20 protein-coding genes are annotated in these 18143 nt (G+C 61.3%); 3 read left to right on the top strand and 17 right to left on the bottom strand.

Annotation, left to right across the window (positions count from 1 at the left end; translation table 11 throughout):
* Both JF616_22200 and JF616_22195 read right to left on the bottom strand, forming a co-directional pair.
* The coding region (locus JF616_22200) for a hypothetical protein (GenBank protein MBW8890474.1) at positions 1 to 1071 on the bottom strand (1071 nt) is incomplete at its 3' end.
* 74 nt (positions 1072 to 1145) lie between these two features.
* Entirely contained in the window at positions 1146 to 2207 is a 1062-nt protein-coding gene (locus JF616_22195) for a Gfo/Idh/MocA family oxidoreductase (protein ID MBW8890473.1), read from the bottom strand.
* 85 nt (positions 2208 to 2292) lie between these two features.
* On the opposite strand from JF616_22195, the gene JF616_22190 reads away from it, so the two are divergent.
* Complete coding sequence (locus JF616_22190) at positions 2293 to 3345, top strand: glycosyltransferase family 2 protein (protein MBW8890472.1); 1053 nt, start codon at positions 2293 to 2295, stop codon at positions 3343 to 3345.
* Between the two features lie 44 nt (positions 3346 to 3389).
* Here JF616_22190 and JF616_22185 read toward each other — a convergent pair whose 3' ends face one another.
* Positions 3390 to 3590 (bottom strand): hypothetical protein, encoded by a 201-nt coding sequence (locus JF616_22185; GenBank protein ID MBW8890471.1) that lies wholly within the window; start codon positions 3588 to 3590, stop codon positions 3390 to 3392.
* A gap of 96 nt (positions 3591 to 3686) precedes the next feature.
* Here JF616_22185 and JF616_22180 point away from each other — a divergent pair, with 96 nt between their 5' ends.
* Positions 3687 to 6092, top strand: coding sequence for a hypothetical protein (locus JF616_22180; GenBank protein MBW8890470.1), 2406 nt, complete (start codon positions 3687 to 3689; stop codon positions 6090 to 6092).
* On the opposite strand, the gene JF616_22175 is transcribed toward JF616_22180, so the two are convergent.
* Complete coding sequence (locus JF616_22175; GenBank protein ID MBW8890469.1) at positions 6018 to 6551, bottom strand: DUF4399 domain-containing protein; 534 nt, start codon at positions 6549 to 6551, stop codon at positions 6018 to 6020. The genes JF616_22180 and JF616_22175 overlap by 75 nt on opposite strands.
* Before the next feature lie 772 nt (positions 6552 to 7323).
* Complete coding sequence (locus JF616_22170; GenBank protein ID MBW8890468.1) at positions 7324 to 8202, bottom strand: RNA polymerase sigma factor RpoD/SigA; 879 nt, start codon at positions 8200 to 8202, stop codon at positions 7324 to 7326.
* A 235-nt stretch (positions 8203 to 8437) separates the two neighbouring features.
* Here JF616_22170 and JF616_22165 point away from each other — a divergent pair, with 235 nt between their 5' ends.
* On the top strand, positions 8438 to 8593 hold the full coding sequence (locus tag JF616_22165) for a hypothetical protein (protein MBW8890467.1): 156 nt from the start codon (positions 8438 to 8440) through the stop codon (positions 8591 to 8593).
* Between the two features lie 29 nt (positions 8594 to 8622).
* Here JF616_22165 and JF616_22160 read toward each other — a convergent pair whose 3' ends face one another.
* The 12 genes from JF616_22160 to JF616_22105 all read right to left on the bottom strand — a co-directional run.
* Positions 8623 to 9594, bottom strand: a complete 972-nt coding sequence (locus JF616_22160) for a MoxR family ATPase (protein MBW8890466.1) — start codon at positions 9592 to 9594, stop codon at positions 8623 to 8625.
* Between the two features lie 130 nt (positions 9595 to 9724).
* Entirely contained in the window at positions 9725 to 10717 is a 993-nt protein-coding gene (locus JF616_22155; GenBank protein ID MBW8890465.1) for a hypothetical protein, read from the bottom strand.
* Positions 10718 to 10899: 182 nt separating this feature from the next.
* The gene (gene atpC / locus JF616_22150) at positions 10900 to 11154 is read right to left on the bottom strand and encodes an ATP synthase F1 subunit epsilon (protein ID MBW8890464.1); all 255 of its coding nucleotides are present in this window, start codon (positions 11152 to 11154) and stop codon (positions 10900 to 10902) included.
* Positions 11151 to 12566, bottom strand: a complete 1416-nt coding sequence (gene atpD / locus JF616_22145; GenBank protein ID MBW8890463.1) for a F0F1 ATP synthase subunit beta — start codon at positions 12564 to 12566, stop codon at positions 11151 to 11153. Before atpD ends, atpC begins: the two co-directional genes overlap by 4 nt.
* A gap of 41 nt (positions 12567 to 12607) precedes the next feature.
* A complete protein-coding gene (atpG, locus tag JF616_22140; GenBank protein MBW8890462.1) occupies positions 12608 to 13522 on the bottom strand; it encodes an ATP synthase F1 subunit gamma in 915 nt (304 codons plus the stop codon).
* Between the two features lie 67 nt (positions 13523 to 13589).
* Positions 13590 to 15107, bottom strand: coding sequence for a F0F1 ATP synthase subunit alpha (locus JF616_22135; GenBank protein MBW8890461.1), 1518 nt, complete (start codon positions 15105 to 15107; stop codon positions 13590 to 13592).
* Positions 15108 to 15127: 20 nt separating this feature from the next.
* Positions 15128 to 15664, bottom strand: a complete 537-nt coding sequence (gene atpH / locus JF616_22130) for an ATP synthase F1 subunit delta (protein ID MBW8890460.1) — start codon at positions 15662 to 15664, stop codon at positions 15128 to 15130.
* A 10-nt stretch (positions 15665 to 15674) separates the two neighbouring features.
* Positions 15675 to 16265, bottom strand: a complete 591-nt coding sequence (gene atpF / locus JF616_22125) for a F0F1 ATP synthase subunit B (protein MBW8890459.1) — start codon at positions 16263 to 16265, stop codon at positions 15675 to 15677.
* Positions 16266 to 16332: 67 nt separating this feature from the next.
* Positions 16333 to 16569, bottom strand: a complete 237-nt coding sequence (atpE, locus tag JF616_22120) for a F0F1 ATP synthase subunit C (GenBank protein MBW8890458.1) — start codon at positions 16567 to 16569, stop codon at positions 16333 to 16335.
* Positions 16570 to 16599: 30 nt separating this feature from the next.
* Positions 16600 to 17442, bottom strand: a complete 843-nt coding sequence (gene atpB / locus JF616_22115; GenBank protein ID MBW8890457.1) for a F0F1 ATP synthase subunit A — start codon at positions 17440 to 17442, stop codon at positions 16600 to 16602.
* Complete coding sequence (locus JF616_22110) at positions 17439 to 17822, bottom strand: hypothetical protein (GenBank protein MBW8890456.1); 384 nt, start codon at positions 17820 to 17822, stop codon at positions 17439 to 17441. The genes atpB and JF616_22110 overlap by 4 nt, the downstream gene beginning before the upstream one ends.
* 80 nt (positions 17823 to 17902) lie before the next feature.
* Positions 17903 to 18143 (bottom strand): AtpZ/AtpI family protein (locus JF616_22105; protein MBW8890455.1); only part of this gene is annotated, 241 nt, incomplete at its 5' end.

Below are 18143 nucleotides of genomic sequence, written 5' to 3'. Positions count from 1 at the left end.
GGGCGCGGCGGGCGGGAACCCGGGTATCGGGATACCGGTCAGGATGGAAAGGACGTATACGGTCTCCGTCTTGATGCGCCACTCCCCTTGCACCATGCACAAGTCCAACAGTCCGAAGGTGGGCAGCCGCGCACCCATCGTCCATGCGATGCGGCGGGAGCGATCGGGAGCGTAGAAGGAATTGTTTTCCCAACCGAGCAAAGCGGCTTCGGCGAATAGCCCGCCGTAGCGCCCTTCCGGAGCATCGGCAGCGAAGAGGGCGGCGATGTCGACGGAGGTCCGCGCCGAGATCAAGATCGGGGTATGCATGGCCGGGATCTTTACGGTATCCGCTTGGATCGAGTCCACGATGAGAATGCCGGAGCTGTCGCAAGGCGTTGAACATGATTTCCCCGGCTGATCGATGGAGTGGCTTGGCGGCATGGAAAAGGCGCGGTAGGCGGATAGGCCGAGGCCCCATTCCACCTTGCGCGGAGCCCGGCCGGCCAGGAAGACGAGAAGGGAAAATTTCGCGTCCACCTCATTTTCGTCCTGGTCCTTCACGATCCAGCTTTCGGCGCGCACGGGACCGGCGCCGGATCCAAGCGCCAGGCGGATTCCCTCCACCCGCGGGGCCAGCGTCCCCAGGGAATCCCATGCCGCCGGCTTGCGCGCCTCTACGGTGGGATAGGGGCTATAGCGGGCGAGGTAATTCCCGAACAGGATCGCATCGGCATTCCCTTGCAAAGGCGTCAGGCCGATCTGGATCCCGTCATCCGCCTCCGTGCCGCCGAAGCGCCAGCGCAAGGAGGCTTCGCCCACGCGCAGGTGCCCTCTAGTCAACCTTGTGCCCGATCCCGTCCCGGAACTAGGCGTCTGCGAGAAGAAGGCGGCGGCCCCCAAGCGCCCGGCCAGGCGATACGCATGGACCTGGATTAGGCCCTGCAAGGCATTGTCCAATCCCCAGGCCCGTTCCTCCGGCCCATAGGCCTCGGCTTGATTGAATTGGATCCCGAGATGACCATAGGCCTGCGTACTATCGAGGCCGAAATGGCCCGGGTTGGGGAGGGAGGACGGGGGCGGATCGGCCATTACGCCGCGGACGCAAGCGCAGAGGAACGCGATCCAGAAGCGAAGGCGGTACGGGTAGGCGGCTCGGATCGATTTCAGGAAATACCCAGGACCACTTCCCGCCCTTCCTTCTGCGACGTATAGATCGCCTCCAGGATGGCGATCACCTTCTCTGTCTCCCGCCACGGCACCGGGGACGGCGTTCCGTTCACGATGCAGTCATGGAATGCGCGCAGCTCCTCGAGGTAGGCGTTTTCGACATGGGTGGGATAGGTCAAGGATCCCTGCGCGAACACGCCGCCCTGCACCGAAGCGAAGTGCCCGTCGGGCCATTTCAGCCCGCCCTTCAGCCCGAAGAGTTGGCAACCCATCTCTTCGTTCTCCGCCTGATGCCCCAGCCAAGCGGTCTCCAAGCCCAGGGTGCCCCCTGAAGGGCCCTTGAAATGCACGAAGCCGGCGGCGAAATCCTCGACCGAATACAGCTCGCGGTTCCATTCCCCCCACATGCCGGGGATCTCGCTGCCTTTCGCGAAGTTCACCCGCGCCGTCCCGCTCACGCGCGCCGGTTCGGGAAATCCCATTAGCCACAGGCAAAGGTCCAGCGCATGCACGCCGATGTCCATGCAAGGACCGCCGCCGGATAACCGCGCGTCGATGAAGCCGGGGGAAACCGGCAGCCAGGCGCGCCGCATGGCCCGCACCCGCGCGTGATAGACGGGCCCGAGGAAGCCTTGTTCCGCCCAGCGTTTGGCCGCGCGCCCGGCGGCCCCGAAGCGATGATGCTGGGCGGTCATCAGTTTCAGGCCTTTGGCGTCGGCCAGCTCCCCGATCTGACGCACCTCGCGCGCGGTCACCGCCAAGGGCTTCTCGCAGATCACGTGCTTGCCCGCCTCCAGGGCGGCCTGGACGATGGGCACATGGGAAAGGTTGGGGGTGCACACGTCCACGGCGTCCAGATCGAGTTTAAGCAGATCCTGGAAATCGGTGAAGACGTGGGCGGCCCCGAATTCCATGGCCGCGGCCGACGCGGCCGCCTTGTTGATGTCGGCTATCGCGACGATATTCACATTGGGAATGCCGCGCCAGCCCGGCAAATGTTGCCCGCGAGCTATACCGCCGGCGCCTACGACGCCGACGCGGAAGGGGGAATGGGTCATATCGGGAAAAATACCCTCCTCCTCCCCAAAACCGGAGGGGCCCGCCTTCCTTTTCCGGGCAGGGCTATGCTAAAATCGATAGGATATGGACGGACGGGATTGGCAAACCGGCAGGGCCGGCGCGGGGCCGCCGCGCGTTTCGGTGATCGTGCCTTGCCATAATGAAGAGGCCAATGTCCGGCCCCTGTACGCGGCGGTTTCCGCGGCCTGCGTCGGCATTCCCATCGAAATGATCTTCGTGGACGACGGCAGCACCGATCGAACCGGGGGGGAGGTTGCATCGTTGGCGTCACGCGATGCCACCGTGCGCCTGATCAGCTTCGTCCGCAATGCCGGCCACCAGAACGCCTTGCGCGCCGGCTACCGCGCCGCCCGGGGCCGTTTCATCGCGACCTTGGATGCCGACCTCCAGCATCCTCCCGCCCTTTTGCCGGCCATGCTGGCCAAAGCCGAAGACGGTTTCGACGTGGTGCAGATGGTTCGCGAGGGGACCCAATCCGGCTTCTTCAAGAATCTCCTGTCGCGCGCCTTCTACCGGATTTTCAACGCGGTCTCCGAAGTTCCCATCCAGCCCCAGGCCTCCGACTTCCGCATGGTCAGCCGCACGGTTTGCGACGCGCTGAACACGCTTCCGGAGCGGCACCTGATCATACGCGCCATCCTACCGTATTTGGGCTTCCGCACCGCCTCGCTGCCTTATCGCTTGGGCGAGCGCCTGCATGGGAACGCCTCCTTCGGTTTCCGCCAGTCCTGGCGGATGGGCTCGGAGGCCTTATTCGGATTCAGCACGGTACCCCTGAAGTTGGCCATGCGCATGGGAATGATCATCAGCGCGTTGGCCTTCTTGTACGGCATCTACAACGTAGCCGCCAAGATTTTCACCAACCACAACGTTCCCGGCTATACCGACTTGATCGCCTCGACGCTCTTCCTCGGAGGACTTATACTCGTCTACTTGGGAATCCTGGGTCGGTATATCCTGGTCATCCTCGATCACCTAAAGCGGCGTCCCGAATACGTTCTCGCGCCCAACGCGACGGATCTCACGCCGCGAATCACCGCCTTCCCCGTTCGCCCGTTGGACGAAGATTCCCTGCCGCCCCGGCCGGAAGGGCGTCGTAGCGACCGCGCGGCCTGATGGCGGCCTAGAGTGAACCCTAACGGATCTGGGTCGGATCCGCTTTAGAAACCGCCCGGGCCCTCGGGCATTCCTTTAGGGCCGCCCTCTATCTCTTCGATGGAATCACGCCTCCCGTCCAAGCGTTCCTTGAGATGCCGGGCCGGATACTCGTCCGGATGCTCGGGCTCCACGTCCCCGAGATCGATTTCCTTGGGGTCGATTTTGCCTCGATGGAGCATCCATCTCTTCAGGTTGTTTTTCATATCGGACCTCCTACTAGGGAGATCCTTTTTTCCCCCTTCCAGCGCCATAGGCGCCCGCTACCGCTTTCGGAGCGCCGATAGCGTACAATCTGGGAGGTGTCGACAAAAAAGACGATTCTCCTTTGCGCCCTGCCCGGCTTGGCGGCGGTACTGCCCATGCTCCTCAAGGGCAGTCCCGTGCTCAACAACGATATGCTGGTGGCGTATTTCTGCTACTTCTGGGATTTCCACAAAGCATGGTCCTTCGCGCATCCGCTTCCGCTCTGGAGCTCCAGCTACCAATGCGGCATGCCCATGCACGCCTATTGGCAATCCGGTTATCTGTATCCCGTCACCTGGTTCCTCTTCGGACCGATCTCCCCCTTTATCGGGATCCATCTCTTCTACGCTTTCCATTTCTCCCTCGGTATCTTCGGCTTCCTGAAGCTGGGACCCCATCTCCGCCTCAAGCCTTTCGCCGCGTATTGGGCGGGCCTGTGCTTCGGCCTTTCCGGGACCATGCTGGCCCGTTATGAGCACGCCACCTTCCTGGCCGGTTGGGCTTGGCTGCCCGCGGTGCTGGCCGCATTCCTGGCCTTGCGCGACGGTCCCGGCCTGAAGACCCTTTGCGCCTATGCCGCCTGCGTGGCCATGCAAGCGCTGGGCGGCCACCCGCAAGCGTCCGCCGCCACGGCCTTCCTGATCGGGATTTTCACGGTGGCTTCCATAGCGCGGGCGGTAGTAGCACGCAAGTTACCCGGGCCGGGAACGACGGCGGGCGCGGGGCCGGGAGCGGGACCCTCCCCGCGCGCTCTGGCCTGGGTCCTGGGCGGGAATATCCTCGCCCTGGTTTGGTGCTTGCCCTTACTAATCCCCTTCCTAAAGCTGGTCGACGATACGAACAGGTACGATGGCGTGACTTGGGAAAAGGGCCCGGCGACCCAATCCGAACATACCTGGCACAGCGCCGACTTCGATTTCGGGAAGTTTTCCACCGGGGCCTTTCGCCCGGTCCATTTGCTCTCCCTGGCGGCCCCGCATGCCTTGGGAACCCCGTCGAACGGGTCCTGGTGGGGCGGCGAAGTATGGGGAGAGGTCTTCGTCTATATCGGGGGCTTGGGATTGTTCTTTTGCCTGTTCGCCTCCCCTCGTCGGGCCAACGCGGATCTACGCTGGCTTTGTGTGGCCGGCCTCTTCGGATTGTGGCTCGCCTTGGGGCCCGCCTTAGGCGCCAGCCAAATCCAATTCCATATCCCTTTCCTCAACGATTTCCGGCGGCCGGCCCGGTTCCTGATCCTTTTCGTCCTGGGCCTGGCCCCGCTCTCCGCCCATGGATTGCAACGCTGGGCGGCGCGTCCGTCCGCGCGCGGGGCATTCCCGTTCGCGATAGTCGCCTCGGTCCTGGCGGTCGGCATGGCCTTCCTCCGGTTCCATCCCGATCCCATCGGGAGCGCTCTGGACTTCCTGGGGCCGATGCGTTCGCTCCATCCTTGCGCGCATTACTTGCGCAAAATGGCTTTGCTGATGGGCCGTTATGCCTCCGATGGCGCGGTGTTGGCCCTTTCCGCCGCGGCCATCCTCTTTTACGCCCGGCCTGCAATTGGCGCCCGCCTCGGAAGACGGCGCCTCAGAAGGCGGCGCCTCAGAAGGCGGGCCCTATCGGCGCTTTTCCTGATCCTGCTCATCGATCTGCTGCGTTTGCATTGGGACCATTTCTACCTGTTCCCTTCGTCCTACTACCTGGAGCCGCCCGCAAGCGCGGCCATACTCGATAAGGCCACCCAGCCCTTCTGGCGCGTGAACCATTATCTCGAGTATCCCGGCCATGAATTGTGGCAGATGCACAATGATCCGATGGATCATTTTCCGCTCCTGGAGCGCGAGAAGACGGCCTTGAGCTGCGGCATCCATGCCGTCTTCGGATACCGGCATGTCACCGCCCATCTGCCCCTGCTTTGGCGTTGGCGTGAAAACATGACCCCGGGAGAAAAATCCGGCCGCTACCTATTCAGTAATCGTGACCTCCCCGAATTCCATGGCGACTCCCTGACGCCCATGGGCCGCTTCGGAGAGGTCATTGCCTATGAGGTAAAGGGCTGGCGCCCTCGCCTGGAAAACTTACGGGCCGCACCAGATTCCGTGGCAGTGTCCGCATGCGAAGAGGGCTATTCCGGGTATCGGGACCTGTGCGTGCGCGAACCGCGCGATGGCACGGTCTGGATCCGCTCGCGCTGGAGCGCCGGGGATACCCTATTGTTCCGGGAGCACTATGCGGTCGGCTGGCGCTATCGCGTGGACGGGGGAAGTTGGAGGCCCGCCGCGGAAGCCCAGGGGCATTTCATGGCCCTGCCCGTGGAAAAGGCGGCCGGCCGGATGGAAATCCAATACCATCCGGGCGGCTTCTATCGTTTGGCCGCAGCCAGCTATGGGCTGAGCGGCCTCTTCCTTTTACTTGGTTTTCTTCTTGGCCGCTTTAGGGGCGGCCTTCTTCGCCTTGGCTTTGGACGTATCCGCGGTCGCTGAAGCAGCGGCCTTTGCGGTCGTGTCCACCTTAGCCGCGGTCGAATCCGCCGGCTTGGCCGCGGCCGGTTCCGGGGCATTGCGCTTAGTGACGTTCACCGTAACCTGCTGGTAGATGGGCGGATCGTAGGGGACATGGTCGCCCTTGGCGAATTGCAGGATGAGGGTATGCTGCCCGACCGGCAAGTCCAAGGTGGTTTCGGTCTGTCCGTCCCCGAAATGGAGATGCACCGCATCCTTCGCCATCGGTTCCGAAGGGGAAGCCAAAGGCGCATCCACGATGATATGGAAATGGCCGTGGCCTTGATTCACGCCCATGGTCGCGGGCTCGACGATCAGGTTTTCCGCCTTCATTTCCACTTTAAACGGGCTTTCTACGCTGGCCCCGTCCGTCAGGTTTCCGAAATAGACCTTCTTGTCTCCGCCGCCGCAGCCGGCTAAAACCAGGAGAGACCCCGCCATGCCGAAGAGTCCAATCGCTACGCGTTTCGCTAGCATCGCTTACCCGCTTTCTTTTGAATTTAGTGTGATTCCGTCAAAAACTTCAAAACTAGCATTTCCGAAAGCTCTCTGCTTTTCAACATCCGTTTGCCATTCTGTGGATAAGTATTTCCCTGCCCGGCTTTTTCAACAAACATCCACAAGCAATTGTTTAAAACCGGGTTCTTAATTTTAATTTGGCCATAGATTGGGGATTTTAGTGAAAAACTCAACCTCCCCGACTACTCCACATCTATCCCCGGTAAAACCTCTCCGGTTTCCCCATTTCATCCCCATTTCCCCGCTTGCTATAAAATCAGTCATTCCAAGGACTTGCCCTCCAAATAGCCGGTTTTCCCCGCTTACCCACCTGCCTATTCCTGATCCTGGATAAAGATCAATCCAGAATGAATAGGAAAGAGGCCTGGGAAAAAGGAAGGATTCGGTTGGGAAGGGGTTGCCGTTCTGATTGGGAAGAGACGGCGCTCCAGCGCGGGCGGACAAGCCACTAGAACCCATTTTCGCACCTGAGTCGGTTCCGAGGGACCATGGGATTCCGTTTCAAGCCTTACCGGGCTCTCAAAGGCCGTGAGAGCATCCGCAATCCGGAGAAATTCCCGGTCCTTGAATCAATTCTTTTATCCACAAGACCGCAATTGGAAAAATGCGGCGGTGGGTTATCCCCGATCTCCGCACGGAAGCGAGGGAGCTTTTCCACTCCTATCCAGCCTGCAGCCGAAGGACATGGGCTTTCTCAGGCCAGGGCTACATGGGAGAAAAGCGGATTACGGTGGGAGGGATGTTTCATCTTGGAAAGGGCCTTTTCCTTGATTTGACGGACGCGTTCCCGGGTGATGCTGAGCCGGTTCCCGATTTCTTCCAAGGAATGAGGCACTTCCGGATGGAGGCCGAAGTACATCTTGATGACGGCCGCTTCCTTGGGCCTTAAGCTCTGTACGACTTCGGAGACGTCTTCGCTCAATTGGTTCCTTTCGAAGTTCCGATCGGGACCGTTCTCATGATCGGTCGGAAGCAAATCCAGGAGCCCGCTCTCCTCGTCGCGGCCCATGGGGGCATCGAGGGAAATCGGGGCATGGGACATTTCCACGCTGGTCACCACCGACTGGACTTCCATTTCCAGGGACAGGGAGATTTCTTTCGGCGTGGCGGGACGCCCTAACTTCTGTTCCAGCTTGAGCGCGGCCTTGTGGATGCGGGAGATCTTACCGATGCGGCTGGTGGGAAGTTTAATCAAGCGACCCTGTTCCGAGAGCGCCTGCAGGATGGATTGGCGCACCCACCATACCGCGTACGAGATGAACTTATATTGCCGCGTTTCATCGAAGCGCTTGGCCGCGCGGATGAGGCCGAGGTTGCCTTCGTTGATGAGATCGGCCAAGGGCAATCCCTGGTTCTGGTAATTGCGGCATACCGAAACCACGAAACGCAGGTTGGCGCGGATGAGTTGATTGAATGCATCGCGTTCGCCTTTGCGGATCCGCTTGGCGAGATCGGACTCTTGTTCGGGAGTCAGAGGCTTGGTCTTCCCAATCTCCCGATAATAGAGGGAGAGGTATTCGTCTTTGTTCCCGTGCTTATCTAGGGCATAGAATGGCGTTATGGACGTTTTCATATTGCACTAGATAATCAAATTTCGGGCCATGTAACCTGCGATCCGATGACGGCGCCGTTTCAGGCCGCTTACGCGGATTCCCGGAAAGAAAATCACAAGAAGCGCTTTCTACCCCAAGAAGCGAGACCGGCGATCGTGGACAATAATTGCGTATCGGAAAGGGGAATTGTCGCAAGTCCGGAGGATTGTCCGAATTCGTCAACCGGGTCGAGGTTTACCAGGCGGCAGGGAAAACATGGAAAAGAAGAAGGGCTTCACCTGCTGGGTCCTTTCCGAACCGGATGGCAGCTTGAACCCCGACGTAGAACAATCCCAATTGGATGACCGGACCCACGGTCCAGGCGTTAGCTTGGCCAAAGGCGAGTCGTATGATCGGAAACGCCCCCGCTAAACGGTCGAATGGGGCTTCTAGCCGATCGATCATGCTTTCCGAAGCAGGATATCCATCAGGGAAGAAGGGGTTACGCCTTCGGCTTCGGCCTGGAAGTTGAGCAAGATACGGTGATTCAAGGCCGACTTGAAGATGGCACGGAGATCCTCTTCCACCGGCGTCGGCCGGCCATGCAATAAGGCGCGCGCCTTCGCCCCCAAGACCAGGAACTGCACGGCGCGGGGCCCGGCACCCCATTTAACGTATTTGGCGATTTCGGGATAAGGGTTATCCGGCGTGGGCCGGGTCGCCCGCGACCATTTCACCGCCATCTCGAAGATATGATCGGGCACGGTCATGGAGATGACGCGGTCCTGCAATTCCAGGATCTCGGCGCGATCCAACACCGGTTGGATATGCTCGGTGAGCCTGCCCGTATGCTTCTTGATGATGGCGAGTTCCTGCTCGTAGGTCGGGTATTCCAAATGCAGGGCGAACAGGAAGCGATCGAGCTGGGCTTCCGGCAGGGGATAGGTGCCCTCTTGCTCGATGGGATTCTGGGTCGCCAGGACCATGAAGGGTTCGTCCAGCTTTTCGGTGCGCCCGAAGAGGGTGACGATTTTCTCTTGCATGGATTGCAATAAGGCGGCCTGCGTCTTCGGGGGCGTGCGGTTGATTTCGTCGGCCAGGAGGATTTGCGTGAAGATGGGCCCGCGGATATAGACCAATTCCCGTTGTCCCGTACTCTTGTTCTCTTGGAGGATTTCGGTGCCGAGGATATCCGAAGGCATCAGGTCGGGGGTGAACTGGATGCGGTTGGACTTGAGGGACAAGGCCTGGGCGAAGCTGTTGACCATGGTGGTCTTGGCCATGCCGGGCACGCCGATGAGGAGCACATGACCGCGGCAGAGGAGGGCGATCATGATTTTTTCTAGCACTTCCTCCTGCCCGACGATGACCTTGGAAACCTCTTTTTGGAAGCGTTGCAGGATGGCGGGGATGTCCTGGAGGGCGATGGGCATTGCGGCCTTTCGTGCGGACCCGGGAGCGAATCTGCTGAGGAGGCAAAATACACCTTGTCGATGCGATTCTCAAATGCCGGGCGGCTTTTTCGCCCGCCTCATTCAGTTCGGTTCGATCGGATCGAATGGCCTAGCCCGGATCGAAAAGCCGGTAGCGGAACGTGGGCTGCATGTAGGCGCTGTCCAGCCGGCCTTCCAGGCTTCGCAGGGAGAAATCTTCCGTCCCGTTCTGCCCATCATTCTGCCTATCGTTCTGCCCATCGTAGATGGAGTGGGATTGGATGCGTGGATCGGAGGCGAGATAACGCAATGCCTCGATGTACCAGGCGGCCTTGGCATCCGGATCGGTGCGATCGCTACCGAATTCGCCTAGGCCGAAAGGCAGCAGCGCCGTATCCCCGTCGGCTTCGCGCGCTTTCAGGAAGGCGCCCATCTCGCCCAGGAAATGTTCCAGGGCCTCGGGCAATGACTGGGTTTGCTTTTCGTGATGCTCATACGCATCGACGGAAACCAGATCGACGTAAGGGTCGCCGGGAAAGTAGCGGAAAGGGCGGTTCCAGCTCCGGTCCGGGAAGTCTTCGCCGTTGGGGCAGAAGACCCACAGCGAATTGCGGGCGCCTTCGGCCGAGAATAGATCATGTGCATGGCGCCAAGCGCGGATGAAAGCTTCCGGCCCGTCCGGTTGGCCGTCGCCGTCGGCATCGCCTCCGCCTCCGTACGGATACCAATCCCCGTTCATTTCATGGGCGAATCGCAAAAGGACCGGACCGCCGTAATCGCGCAGGGTGCCCGCCCACGCCGCCAGCTGCGCGTCGAAATGTCCGGCGCTTATCAGGTTAGGGAAGGTTTTTTGGTAATGGGTATCCGGATCGCCGTAGAACTTGGGATCCAAGGTCACGGAAGGGACGCATCCTATCGCTCGCACCGCGCGGAGGAATATCGCGAGGTTGGCGGGCTCGGTGCGGAAATCGAAATAGGCGCCGACGGTAGCAGGGTACACGCCGGTCTGCGCATGGAACGCTTCCACGTTCGAATCGACCTCCTTCGCGTAGTCCATCGAGCGGAAAGCGAATTGCAATCCCACCAGGCTGCCGCCCGCTTCGCGACCATAAGCGGCCAACAAGGGATTGCCGGCCCCGCTGAGGCGCGAGAGCTCGGTCGCGTATGCGGAGGAAGGGATCGGGGGAGTTTCGGTATCGAAGAGGCAGGCGGAGAGGAAGAGGGCCGGCAGGGCGGAGACGACCGCAAGGAGAGGGGCGGCGAGGAACGGAAACGGGCGGCGCGGCCGACCTGTCGTTGCGCGCCCTATTTGGACTTGTCTTCCGCGGTTTCGGCCAGCACCACGGCCTGGTTCTGATGGAATTCCACGAAGCCGCCGGACACGGTGTAGTAAGTCTCCTTGCCGTTGGCGCGGATGCGGAGATCGCCTTTGGACAAGGTGGACAAGATGGGCGCATGATCCTTCAGGATCTCGAAGGGCCCGGCGGAACCGGGCACCAGCAAGGCTTCCACTTCGCCGTCGTAGACGGCTTTGTCCGGAGTCAGGATCTGCAGCTTCATTTCAGGGTCTTCGCCTTCTCCACGGCCTCTTCGATTGAGCCGACCATGTAGAACGCGTTCTCGGGAAGCTCGTCGTGCTTGCCGTCCAGGATTTCCTTGAAGGAGCGGATGGTATCCGCCAGCTTCACGAACTTGCCCGGGATGGAAGTGAAGGTTTCCGCCACGGAGAAGGGCTGGGACAGGAACTTCTGGATGCGGCGCGCGCGGTTCACGGTGGCGCGATCCTCGGCCGAAAGTTCTTCCATGCCCAAGATCGCGATGATGTCCATCAATTCCTTGTAGCGCTGCAGGATGGCCTGCACGCCGCGCGCGGTCTGGTAATGCTCGTCGCCGATGATGAGCGGATCGAGGATGCGCGAGGTCGATTCCAGCGGATCCACGGCGGGGTAGATGCCCATTTCCGAAATGGCGCGGGACAGGTTGGTGGTCGCGTCCAAGTGGGCGAAGGTGGTGGCCGGGGCCGGATCGGTGTAATCATCGGCGGGCACGTAAATGGCCTGGATGGAAGTGATGGAACCCGTCAGGGTCGAGGTTACGCGCTCCTGCAAGTCGCCCATCTCCGTCGCCAAGGTGGGCTGGTAGCCCACGGCCGAGGGGATACGGCCGAGCAAGGCGGACACTTCCGAGCCTGCCTGGGTGAAGCGGAACATGTTGTCCACGAAGAGCAGCACGTCCTGGTTCTTGTCGTCGCGGAAGTACTCCGCTTCGGTCAGCGCGGTCAAGGCCACGCGCGCGCGCGCTCCCGGGGGCTCGTTCATCTGCCCGTACACCAGGCAGGTCTTCTCGAGCACGCCCGATTCCTTCATTTCGCCGAACAAGGCCGTGCCTTCGCGGGTGCGCTCGCCTACGCCGGCGAACACCGAATACCCGCCATGGTGCTTGGCGATGTTGTTGATCAGCTCCATGATGATAACCGTCTTGCCTACGCCCGCCCCTCCAAAAAGGCCGATCTTGCCGCCCTTCACGTACGGGGCCAAAAGATCGACGACCTTGATGCCGGTCACGAGCACTTCGCTCTTCGTTGACTGGTTGGTGAACTTCGGCGGGGCCTTGTGGATGGGATCCCGGCGGACGCCGGTGATGGGACCGGCTTCGTCCACGGGATCACCCGTAACGTTCAGGATACGGCCCAGGCAGCCTTCGCCGACAGGGACCGAGATGGGGCCGCCGGTGTTGAGCACCTTGCTGCCGCGCACCAGCCCGTCGGTGGAGTCCATGGCGATGGCGCGCACGGTGTTCTCGCCGATATGGAGGGAGACCTCGAGGGTGAGGTTGTTCTCTTCCTTGCCCAAGGTGGCGTTGGTGGTCTTGAGGGCGGTGAGAATCGCGGGCAGAGAGCCTTCGTCGTCGAAGGTCACGTCCACTACCGGGCCCATCACCTGGGAAATCGTTCCGTAATTGGTTCCAGCCATTATCTTCTCCTACTTGCGGGCCGGCGCCGAGGGCGCCGATCCTAGCCTTTGAGCGCTTCCGCGCCCGATACGATTTCGATCAGTTCCTTGGTGATGGCCGCCTGGCGCGCGCGGTTCATCTTCAAGGTCAGGGACCCGATCAATTCCTTGGTATTCTTGGTGGCCGCGTCCATGGCGGTCATGCGGGCGGTATGCTCGCCCACCGCGTTTTCCAGCAGGCCGCGCAGGACCTGCACCGTGACCAGCTTGGGCAAGAGCTCGGCGAACACTTCCGCCGGGCCGGGCTCGACGATATAGTCGAGGCGATAGGCCTTATGGCCCGAAGCATCGGCCAGGGCCTTGGCGGCGGCCTTGTCCGCGGAGGTCTTGCCCGCCTTGGGCGCTTCCGGTTTCGCGAAGGGCAGCATTTGCAATTGCACCGGCGTCTGGCTCAGCACGGAGTTGTAACGGTTGTACACCAGATAGATGGCATCGACCTCGCCCGAGGTGAAGGCCTGGATTGCGTCTTCGGCGATGGCCTGGGCATTGGCGTAGGTGGGGGCGTTGCTTTGGAAAGTCTCCGCCACCAGGGCGGCGACGCGGTTGCGCACCACGAAATCCTTGGCCCGGCGGCCCAACCCGATGGCCTCGGCCGGCTGCCCTTGGGTGAAGGCGCGTAGGGCGAAGCGCAGCAGGTTATTGTTGAAGCCGCCCGCCAAGCCGCGATCGGAGGCGATCACGATGTAGCGGACCTTCTTCACGTCCCGCACCTTCATGAGGGGATGATCCAGATCCTGGAAGCTGGCGGTCACCTGCTCCAGCAGCTCCTGCATCTTCTGCGCGTAGGGCCGGTTGCGGTTGAACGCGTCCTGGGCCCGGCGCAGGCGCGCGGCGCTCACCATCTTCATCGCCGAGGTGATCTTACTCGTGTTCTGCAGCGACTTGACGCGGAGGCGGTATTCTTTGATGGACGGCATGGGTTTCCTTACGGGTTAGGCGATCGCTTCGCGGCGAACGGCAATCCGCTTACGCGAATTGGGCAGTTCATGCGAATTGCTTCCCGAACTCCTCCAAGGCCTTCTTGATCTCGGCCGTCAACGCGTCGTCCAACTTCTTTTCCTTCTCGATCCGTTCCACCAGCGCCGGGTACTTGGCGTCGATGAACGCGAACAATTGATCCTCGTAGGCGGCGATCTTGGCGACCGGCACCTCGTCGGTATAGCCGTTCATGCCCGCGTACACGATCAAGATGGTCTTGCCGATGCGGTAGGGCTGGTACTGGCCCTGGCGCAGGATGCGCATCATGCGCTCGCCGCGGGCCAGCTGCTTCTGGGTCGCCTTATCCAAGTCCGAAGCGAACTGGGCGAAGGCGGCCAGGTTGCGGTACTGGGCCAGGGTGATACGTAACGGGCCGGTTACCTGCTTGGTGGCCTTGATCTGGGCGTCACCGCCCACGCGCGACACGGACAAGCCTACGTCCACGGCCGGGCGCTGGCCGGCGTTGAACTGGTTGGTGTCGAGGAAGATCTGGCCGTCCGTAATCGAGATCACGTTGGTCGGGATGTACGCCGAAACGTCGCCGGCCTGGGTCTCGATGATGGGCAGCGCGGTCAGGGAGCCGCCGCCTTCCTTGGCCGACATCTTGGCGGCGCGCTCGAGCAGGCGGGAGTGGAGATAGAACACGTCGCCGGGGAACGCTTCGCGTCCCGGGGGGCGGCGGAGCAGGAGCGACAACTGGCGGTAGGCCTGCGCCTGCTTAGTCAAATCGTCATAGATGACCAGGGCGTGCTGGCCGTTGTACATGAAGTACTCGCCCATGGTGGCTCCGCAATAGGGGGCCAGGTACTGGAGCGGCGCCGGATCCGAAGCGTTGGCGGCGACCACGCAGGTGTATTCCATGGCGCCGGCGGCCTTGAGGCGCTCGACGATCTGGACCACCGTGCTCTGCTTCTGGCCGATGGCCACGTAGATGCACTTGACGTCCTTCCCCTTCTGGTTCAGGATGGTGTCGATGGCGATGGCGGTCTTGCCCGTCTTGCGATCGCCGATGATGAGCTCGCGCTGGCCGCGGCCGATCGGGATCATGGTATCGATGGCCTTGATGCCCGTTTCCATCGGCTCATGCACGTTCTGGCGGCGCACGATGCCGGGGGCCTTGTCCTCGATGGGGCGGGTGAACTTGCGATCGAGGGCGGGGCCGCCGTCGATGGGCTCGCCTAGGGCGTTGATGACGCGGCCCAAAATCGTCGGGCCCACGGGCACCGAGGCGATGGTCTTGGTGCGGCGGGCGGTGTCGCCCTCGGCCACGGCCGCGGACTCGCCCAAGATGGCCACGCCCACGTTGTCGTTTTCCAGGTTTAGCACCAGCGCGGTGATCGGGCCCTTCACGGTTTGGATCTCCACCATTTCGCCGGCCATCACCTGGGACAGGCCGAAGATGCGGGCGATGCCGTCGCCAGCCTGCAGGACCGTACCGGTCTCGTAGGTATCGGCGTTGGTGTTAAGGGAATCCAGCTGCTTGCGCAGGATGGCTGTGATTTCGTCGGAGCGGACTTCTGCCATGGTTTTATCCTTCTAGCTCTTCAGGCGGCCAACCGCTGCTTGAGCAGGGCCAACTTATTCTTGATACTTGCGTCCGTGACGCTGTCGCCTTGCATGATGCGGAAGCCGGCGATCAGGGACGGGTCGATTTCGTTCGTGAGGACGTAGGTTTTGCCCGGGCGTTTCGCTTCCAGGCCTTTGGCCAGCTTGGCGATCTGGTCGGGCGCCAGGGCCTTTGCCGAGACCACGGTGGCGCGCAGGATGTTGCGTTTCCCCTCTTCGAGGGCGATGTACTCGGTCGCGATGGGGCGGAGCAGCGCGAGGCGGTTCTTGATCTCCAGCAGCTTCAGGAACTTCTTGGTCAGCGGGGCCAGCTTGTCCGCGAGGGTGGCCAGGAGCTTGGCCTTTTCCTCGGACCGGCGCACGGGATTGGTCAGGAACTTCTGCATCCCCGGCAACCGGCGGAAGCTTTCATCCAGCGCATGCATGTCGGCGGAGACGGCGTCTCCGACCTTCTCATCCTCAGCCGCCTGCAACAGGGTGCGGGCGTAGATAATCGCTGCTTTTTCTTTCTTCATCGCGTCAGCCTCAGTTGGCCGAGACCTCGTTGATGAGCTTATCGACCAGGGCGCGCGACTTGGGTTCGTCCAGGTTCGACTGGATCAGCTTCTCCGCGATCTGGATGGAGAGCTCAGCCGTGGTCTTGCGCAGTTCGGACATGGCGGCGCGCTTGGACGCCTCGATCTCCGTCTGGGCCGAGGCCACGATGCGGGCCTTCTCCTCTTGGGCCGATTGCTCCAGCTTGCGGCGGAGCTCGTCGGCGGCCTGACGGGAGGATTGCAGCAGGGTATTGGCCTCGCTGCGGGCGGCGGCCAGGATGCGATTCTGCTCTTCCGTGAGGCGCTTGGTCTCTTCCTGGATGCGGGCGGCCTGATCAAGGCTGTCCTTGATGGTCTTGTCCCGCTCTTCGATGGAAGTGATAATCGGCTTCCAGGCCATCTTGCGCAGGATCAGCAACAAGACCACGAACACCAGGATGGTCCAGATCCACACGCCGGGATCGAATTGCAGGAACGGGGGCAAGCTGGACGCCGCTCCATGACCGCCTGCGGCCGTTTCTGTATGCGCCGAGGCCTCGTCGGCCTGCGCCAATTGGAGCCCGGATAGTTCGGAGCCCATATAGAATCCTCTCTCACATGGGCCCGCCTTTTTAAAGCACTAGCGGGCCCGGCCTGGAATGCGGTACTTAGGTCTTAAACGCGACGATGAGGCAGATCACCTGCGCGAACAGGGCTACGCCTTCCACGAGGGCGGCCGCGATCAACATGGTGGTGCGCAGAACGCCGACGGCTTCGGGCTGGCGGGCGATGCCCTCCAAGGCCGAACCGGCCAAGCGGCCGATGCCGATGCCCGCGCCGATGGCGGCGAGGCCGGCGCCGATGCCGGCGGAGAGAAAGCCCATGCTTGCGGATTCCAAAGCCATTTTTTGCTCCTTAGATGCTGGTTGGGAAAATCAGTGTTCCTGGTGCAGGGCCATTCCTACGAATAGCGCCGACAACAGGGTGAAGATGTATGCCTGGAGGAAGGCCACCAGGACCTCGATCATATAGATGAACAAGGTCATGGGCAGGAAGCCGATTGCCACCCAAGCGGTCTTGAAGACGATGATGAGGCCGGTCAGGGACAAGAGCAGGATATGGCCCGCCGTCATGTTGGCGAAGAGACGGATGCACAGGGCGGCCGCCTTGGTGATCAGGCCCATCAATTCGATGGGGACGATTATGATCATGATCGGCCACGGCACGCCGCTGGGGAACAGGCCCGTAAAGTAATGGACCGGGCCGTTCTTGATCATGCCCGCTACGTTGTAAGTGATGAAGATGAGGACGGCCATGGCCCCGGTGAAGTTCACGTTGCCGGTGGCGGCCGAAAATCCGGGGACGAGGCTGATCAGGTTCAGGGCCAGGAAGAAGAAGAAGATGGTCAGGAAGAAGGGAAGCCAGAGGGCGGTGTCCTTCTTCCCCAGATTGGGCTCGACCACTTCGTCCCTTACGTAGATGACCATCGCTTCCAGGGCATGGCCCAGTTTGGAAGCCGGAGCGTTGTTCTTGCGACGCCCGCCCAGGGCGAACAGGATGATGAGCAGGGCCGCGGCCAGAAGCATCATCAACACGTGCTGGCTGGGGGACACGTCGATCCCGCCGATCATCCAGCCGGTGGGCAAGTGCACGGTGATCCACGGGATGGGATGCCATTCATGGGAGTTGGAGATGTGATGGGTGAGGAACTCCCCCAGGCCCTCTTCGGCATGCACCATGCCGGAAAGGAGCATCACGACGGCAAGCAGCTTCTTCATTTGGCGGGGCTCATGAGGGTGACGTTATGGCGCAGGAAATGGTGGACCTCCACTGCCAGGTAGGCGACGAAGGATACCATAGCGGTAAGGGTCACGGCCAGAAGCGCGGTTTGGGAAAGGCCGCCCTTGACCATCGTGACGATCAGCACAGCGCCAATCACCGCCAGCCGCACGATCATGCCGATCATGTAAATATTGAGGGGGTTCTTCCCTTTGAAGCGATACAGGGGATAAAGGGCGGCCAGGGCATTCAAAGCCATGAACACGACCGCGCCCGTGCCGAAGGCGGCGGGATACCCTTTAACGCGGAAAGAGACCGCCCCGGCGGTCAGGGCCAATACAACCATGACCAGGGCGATTTTTTTGCTGTAGATGGACAAGGATCACGGTTCCGAGTGCCCGGAAAAGGATTTCCCCGGGTTTTTTAACGGGCAGAATGATAGCAAAGAGGGGGTTGGCTTTAAAGGCCGCGCCCATTGCCATTCTCCTTTGTTTCATCGCCTTTTCGGGGTTTTTTCGCTTCCGTGGCTTCCAGCTTTTTCACCGCTCTCAGAAGCGTATAGCCGCTCCCGAAAAACCCCAGCAGCACGCCGGTAAGCATTAGCCAAGGCGCGGTACGGAAACGGCGATCCAGCCATAGGCCCCCTCCCGCGAAGACCAGCATATTCAGCATGATGAGCCAACCCAGATTGAGGAAGGCC

The organism is Fibrobacterota bacterium (assembly GCA_019509785.1).
Lineage (GTDB): Bacteria > Fibrobacterota > Fibrobacteria > UBA11236 > UBA11236 > Chersky-265.
The sequence above is the reverse complement of the archived record's forward strand: the minus strand, read 5'-3'. Positions and strand labels throughout refer to the sequence as shown.

What these genes read in the sequence shown, in the direction of transcription:
- JF616_22185 (MBW8890471.1), bottom strand. Translation starts at nt 3,590, where the DNA reads ATGAAAAACAACCTGAAGAGATGGATGCTCCATCGAGGCAAAATCGAC.
- atpF (MBW8890459.1), bottom strand. Translation starts at nt 16,265, where the DNA reads ATGGGCTCCGAACTATCCGGGCTCCAATTGGCGCAGGCCGACGAGGCC.
- JF616_22135 (MBW8890461.1), bottom strand. Translation starts at nt 15,107, where the DNA reads ATGGCAGAAGTCCGCTCCGACGAAATCACAGCCATCCTGCGCAAGCAG.
- atpG (MBW8890462.1), bottom strand. Translation starts at nt 13,522, where the DNA reads ATGCCGTCCATCAAAGAATACCGCCTCCGCGTCAAGTCGCTGCAGAAC.
- JF616_22190 (MBW8890472.1), top strand. Translation starts at nt 2,293, where the DNA reads ATGGACGGACGGGATTGGCAAACCGGCAGGGCCGGCGCGGGGCCGCCG.
- JF616_22170 (MBW8890468.1), bottom strand. Translation starts at nt 8,202, where the DNA reads ATGAAAACGTCCATAACGCCATTCTATGCCCTAGATAAGCACGGGAAC.
- atpC (MBW8890464.1), bottom strand. Translation starts at nt 11,154, where the DNA reads ATGAAGCTGCAGATCCTGACTCCGGACAAAGCCGTCTACGACGGCGAA.
- atpH (MBW8890460.1), bottom strand. Translation starts at nt 15,664, where the DNA reads ATGAAGAAAGAAAAAGCAGCGATTATCTACGCCCGCACCCTGTTGCAG.
- JF616_22160 (MBW8890466.1), bottom strand. Translation starts at nt 9,594, where the DNA reads ATGCCCATCGCCCTCCAGGACATCCCCGCCATCCTGCAACGCTTCCAA.
- JF616_22195 (MBW8890473.1), bottom strand. Translation starts at nt 2,207, where the DNA reads ATGACCCATTCCCCCTTCCGCGTCGGCGTCGTAGGCGCCGGCGGTATA.
- JF616_22165 (MBW8890467.1), top strand. Translation starts at nt 8,438, where the DNA reads ATGGAAAAGAAGAAGGGCTTCACCTGCTGGGTCCTTTCCGAACCGGAT.
- atpB (MBW8890457.1), bottom strand. Translation starts at nt 17,442, where the DNA reads ATGAAGAAGCTGCTTGCCGTCGTGATGCTCCTTTCCGGCATGGTGCAT.
- atpE (MBW8890458.1), bottom strand. Translation starts at nt 16,569, where the DNA reads ATGGCTTTGGAATCCGCAAGCATGGGCTTTCTCTCCGCCGGCATCGGC.
- JF616_22175 (MBW8890469.1), bottom strand. Translation starts at nt 6,551, where the DNA reads ATGGCGGGGTCTCTCCTGGTTTTAGCCGGCTGCGGCGGCGGAGACAAG.
- atpD (MBW8890463.1), bottom strand. Translation starts at nt 12,566, where the DNA reads ATGGCTGGAACCAATTACGGAACGATTTCCCAGGTGATGGGCCCGGTA.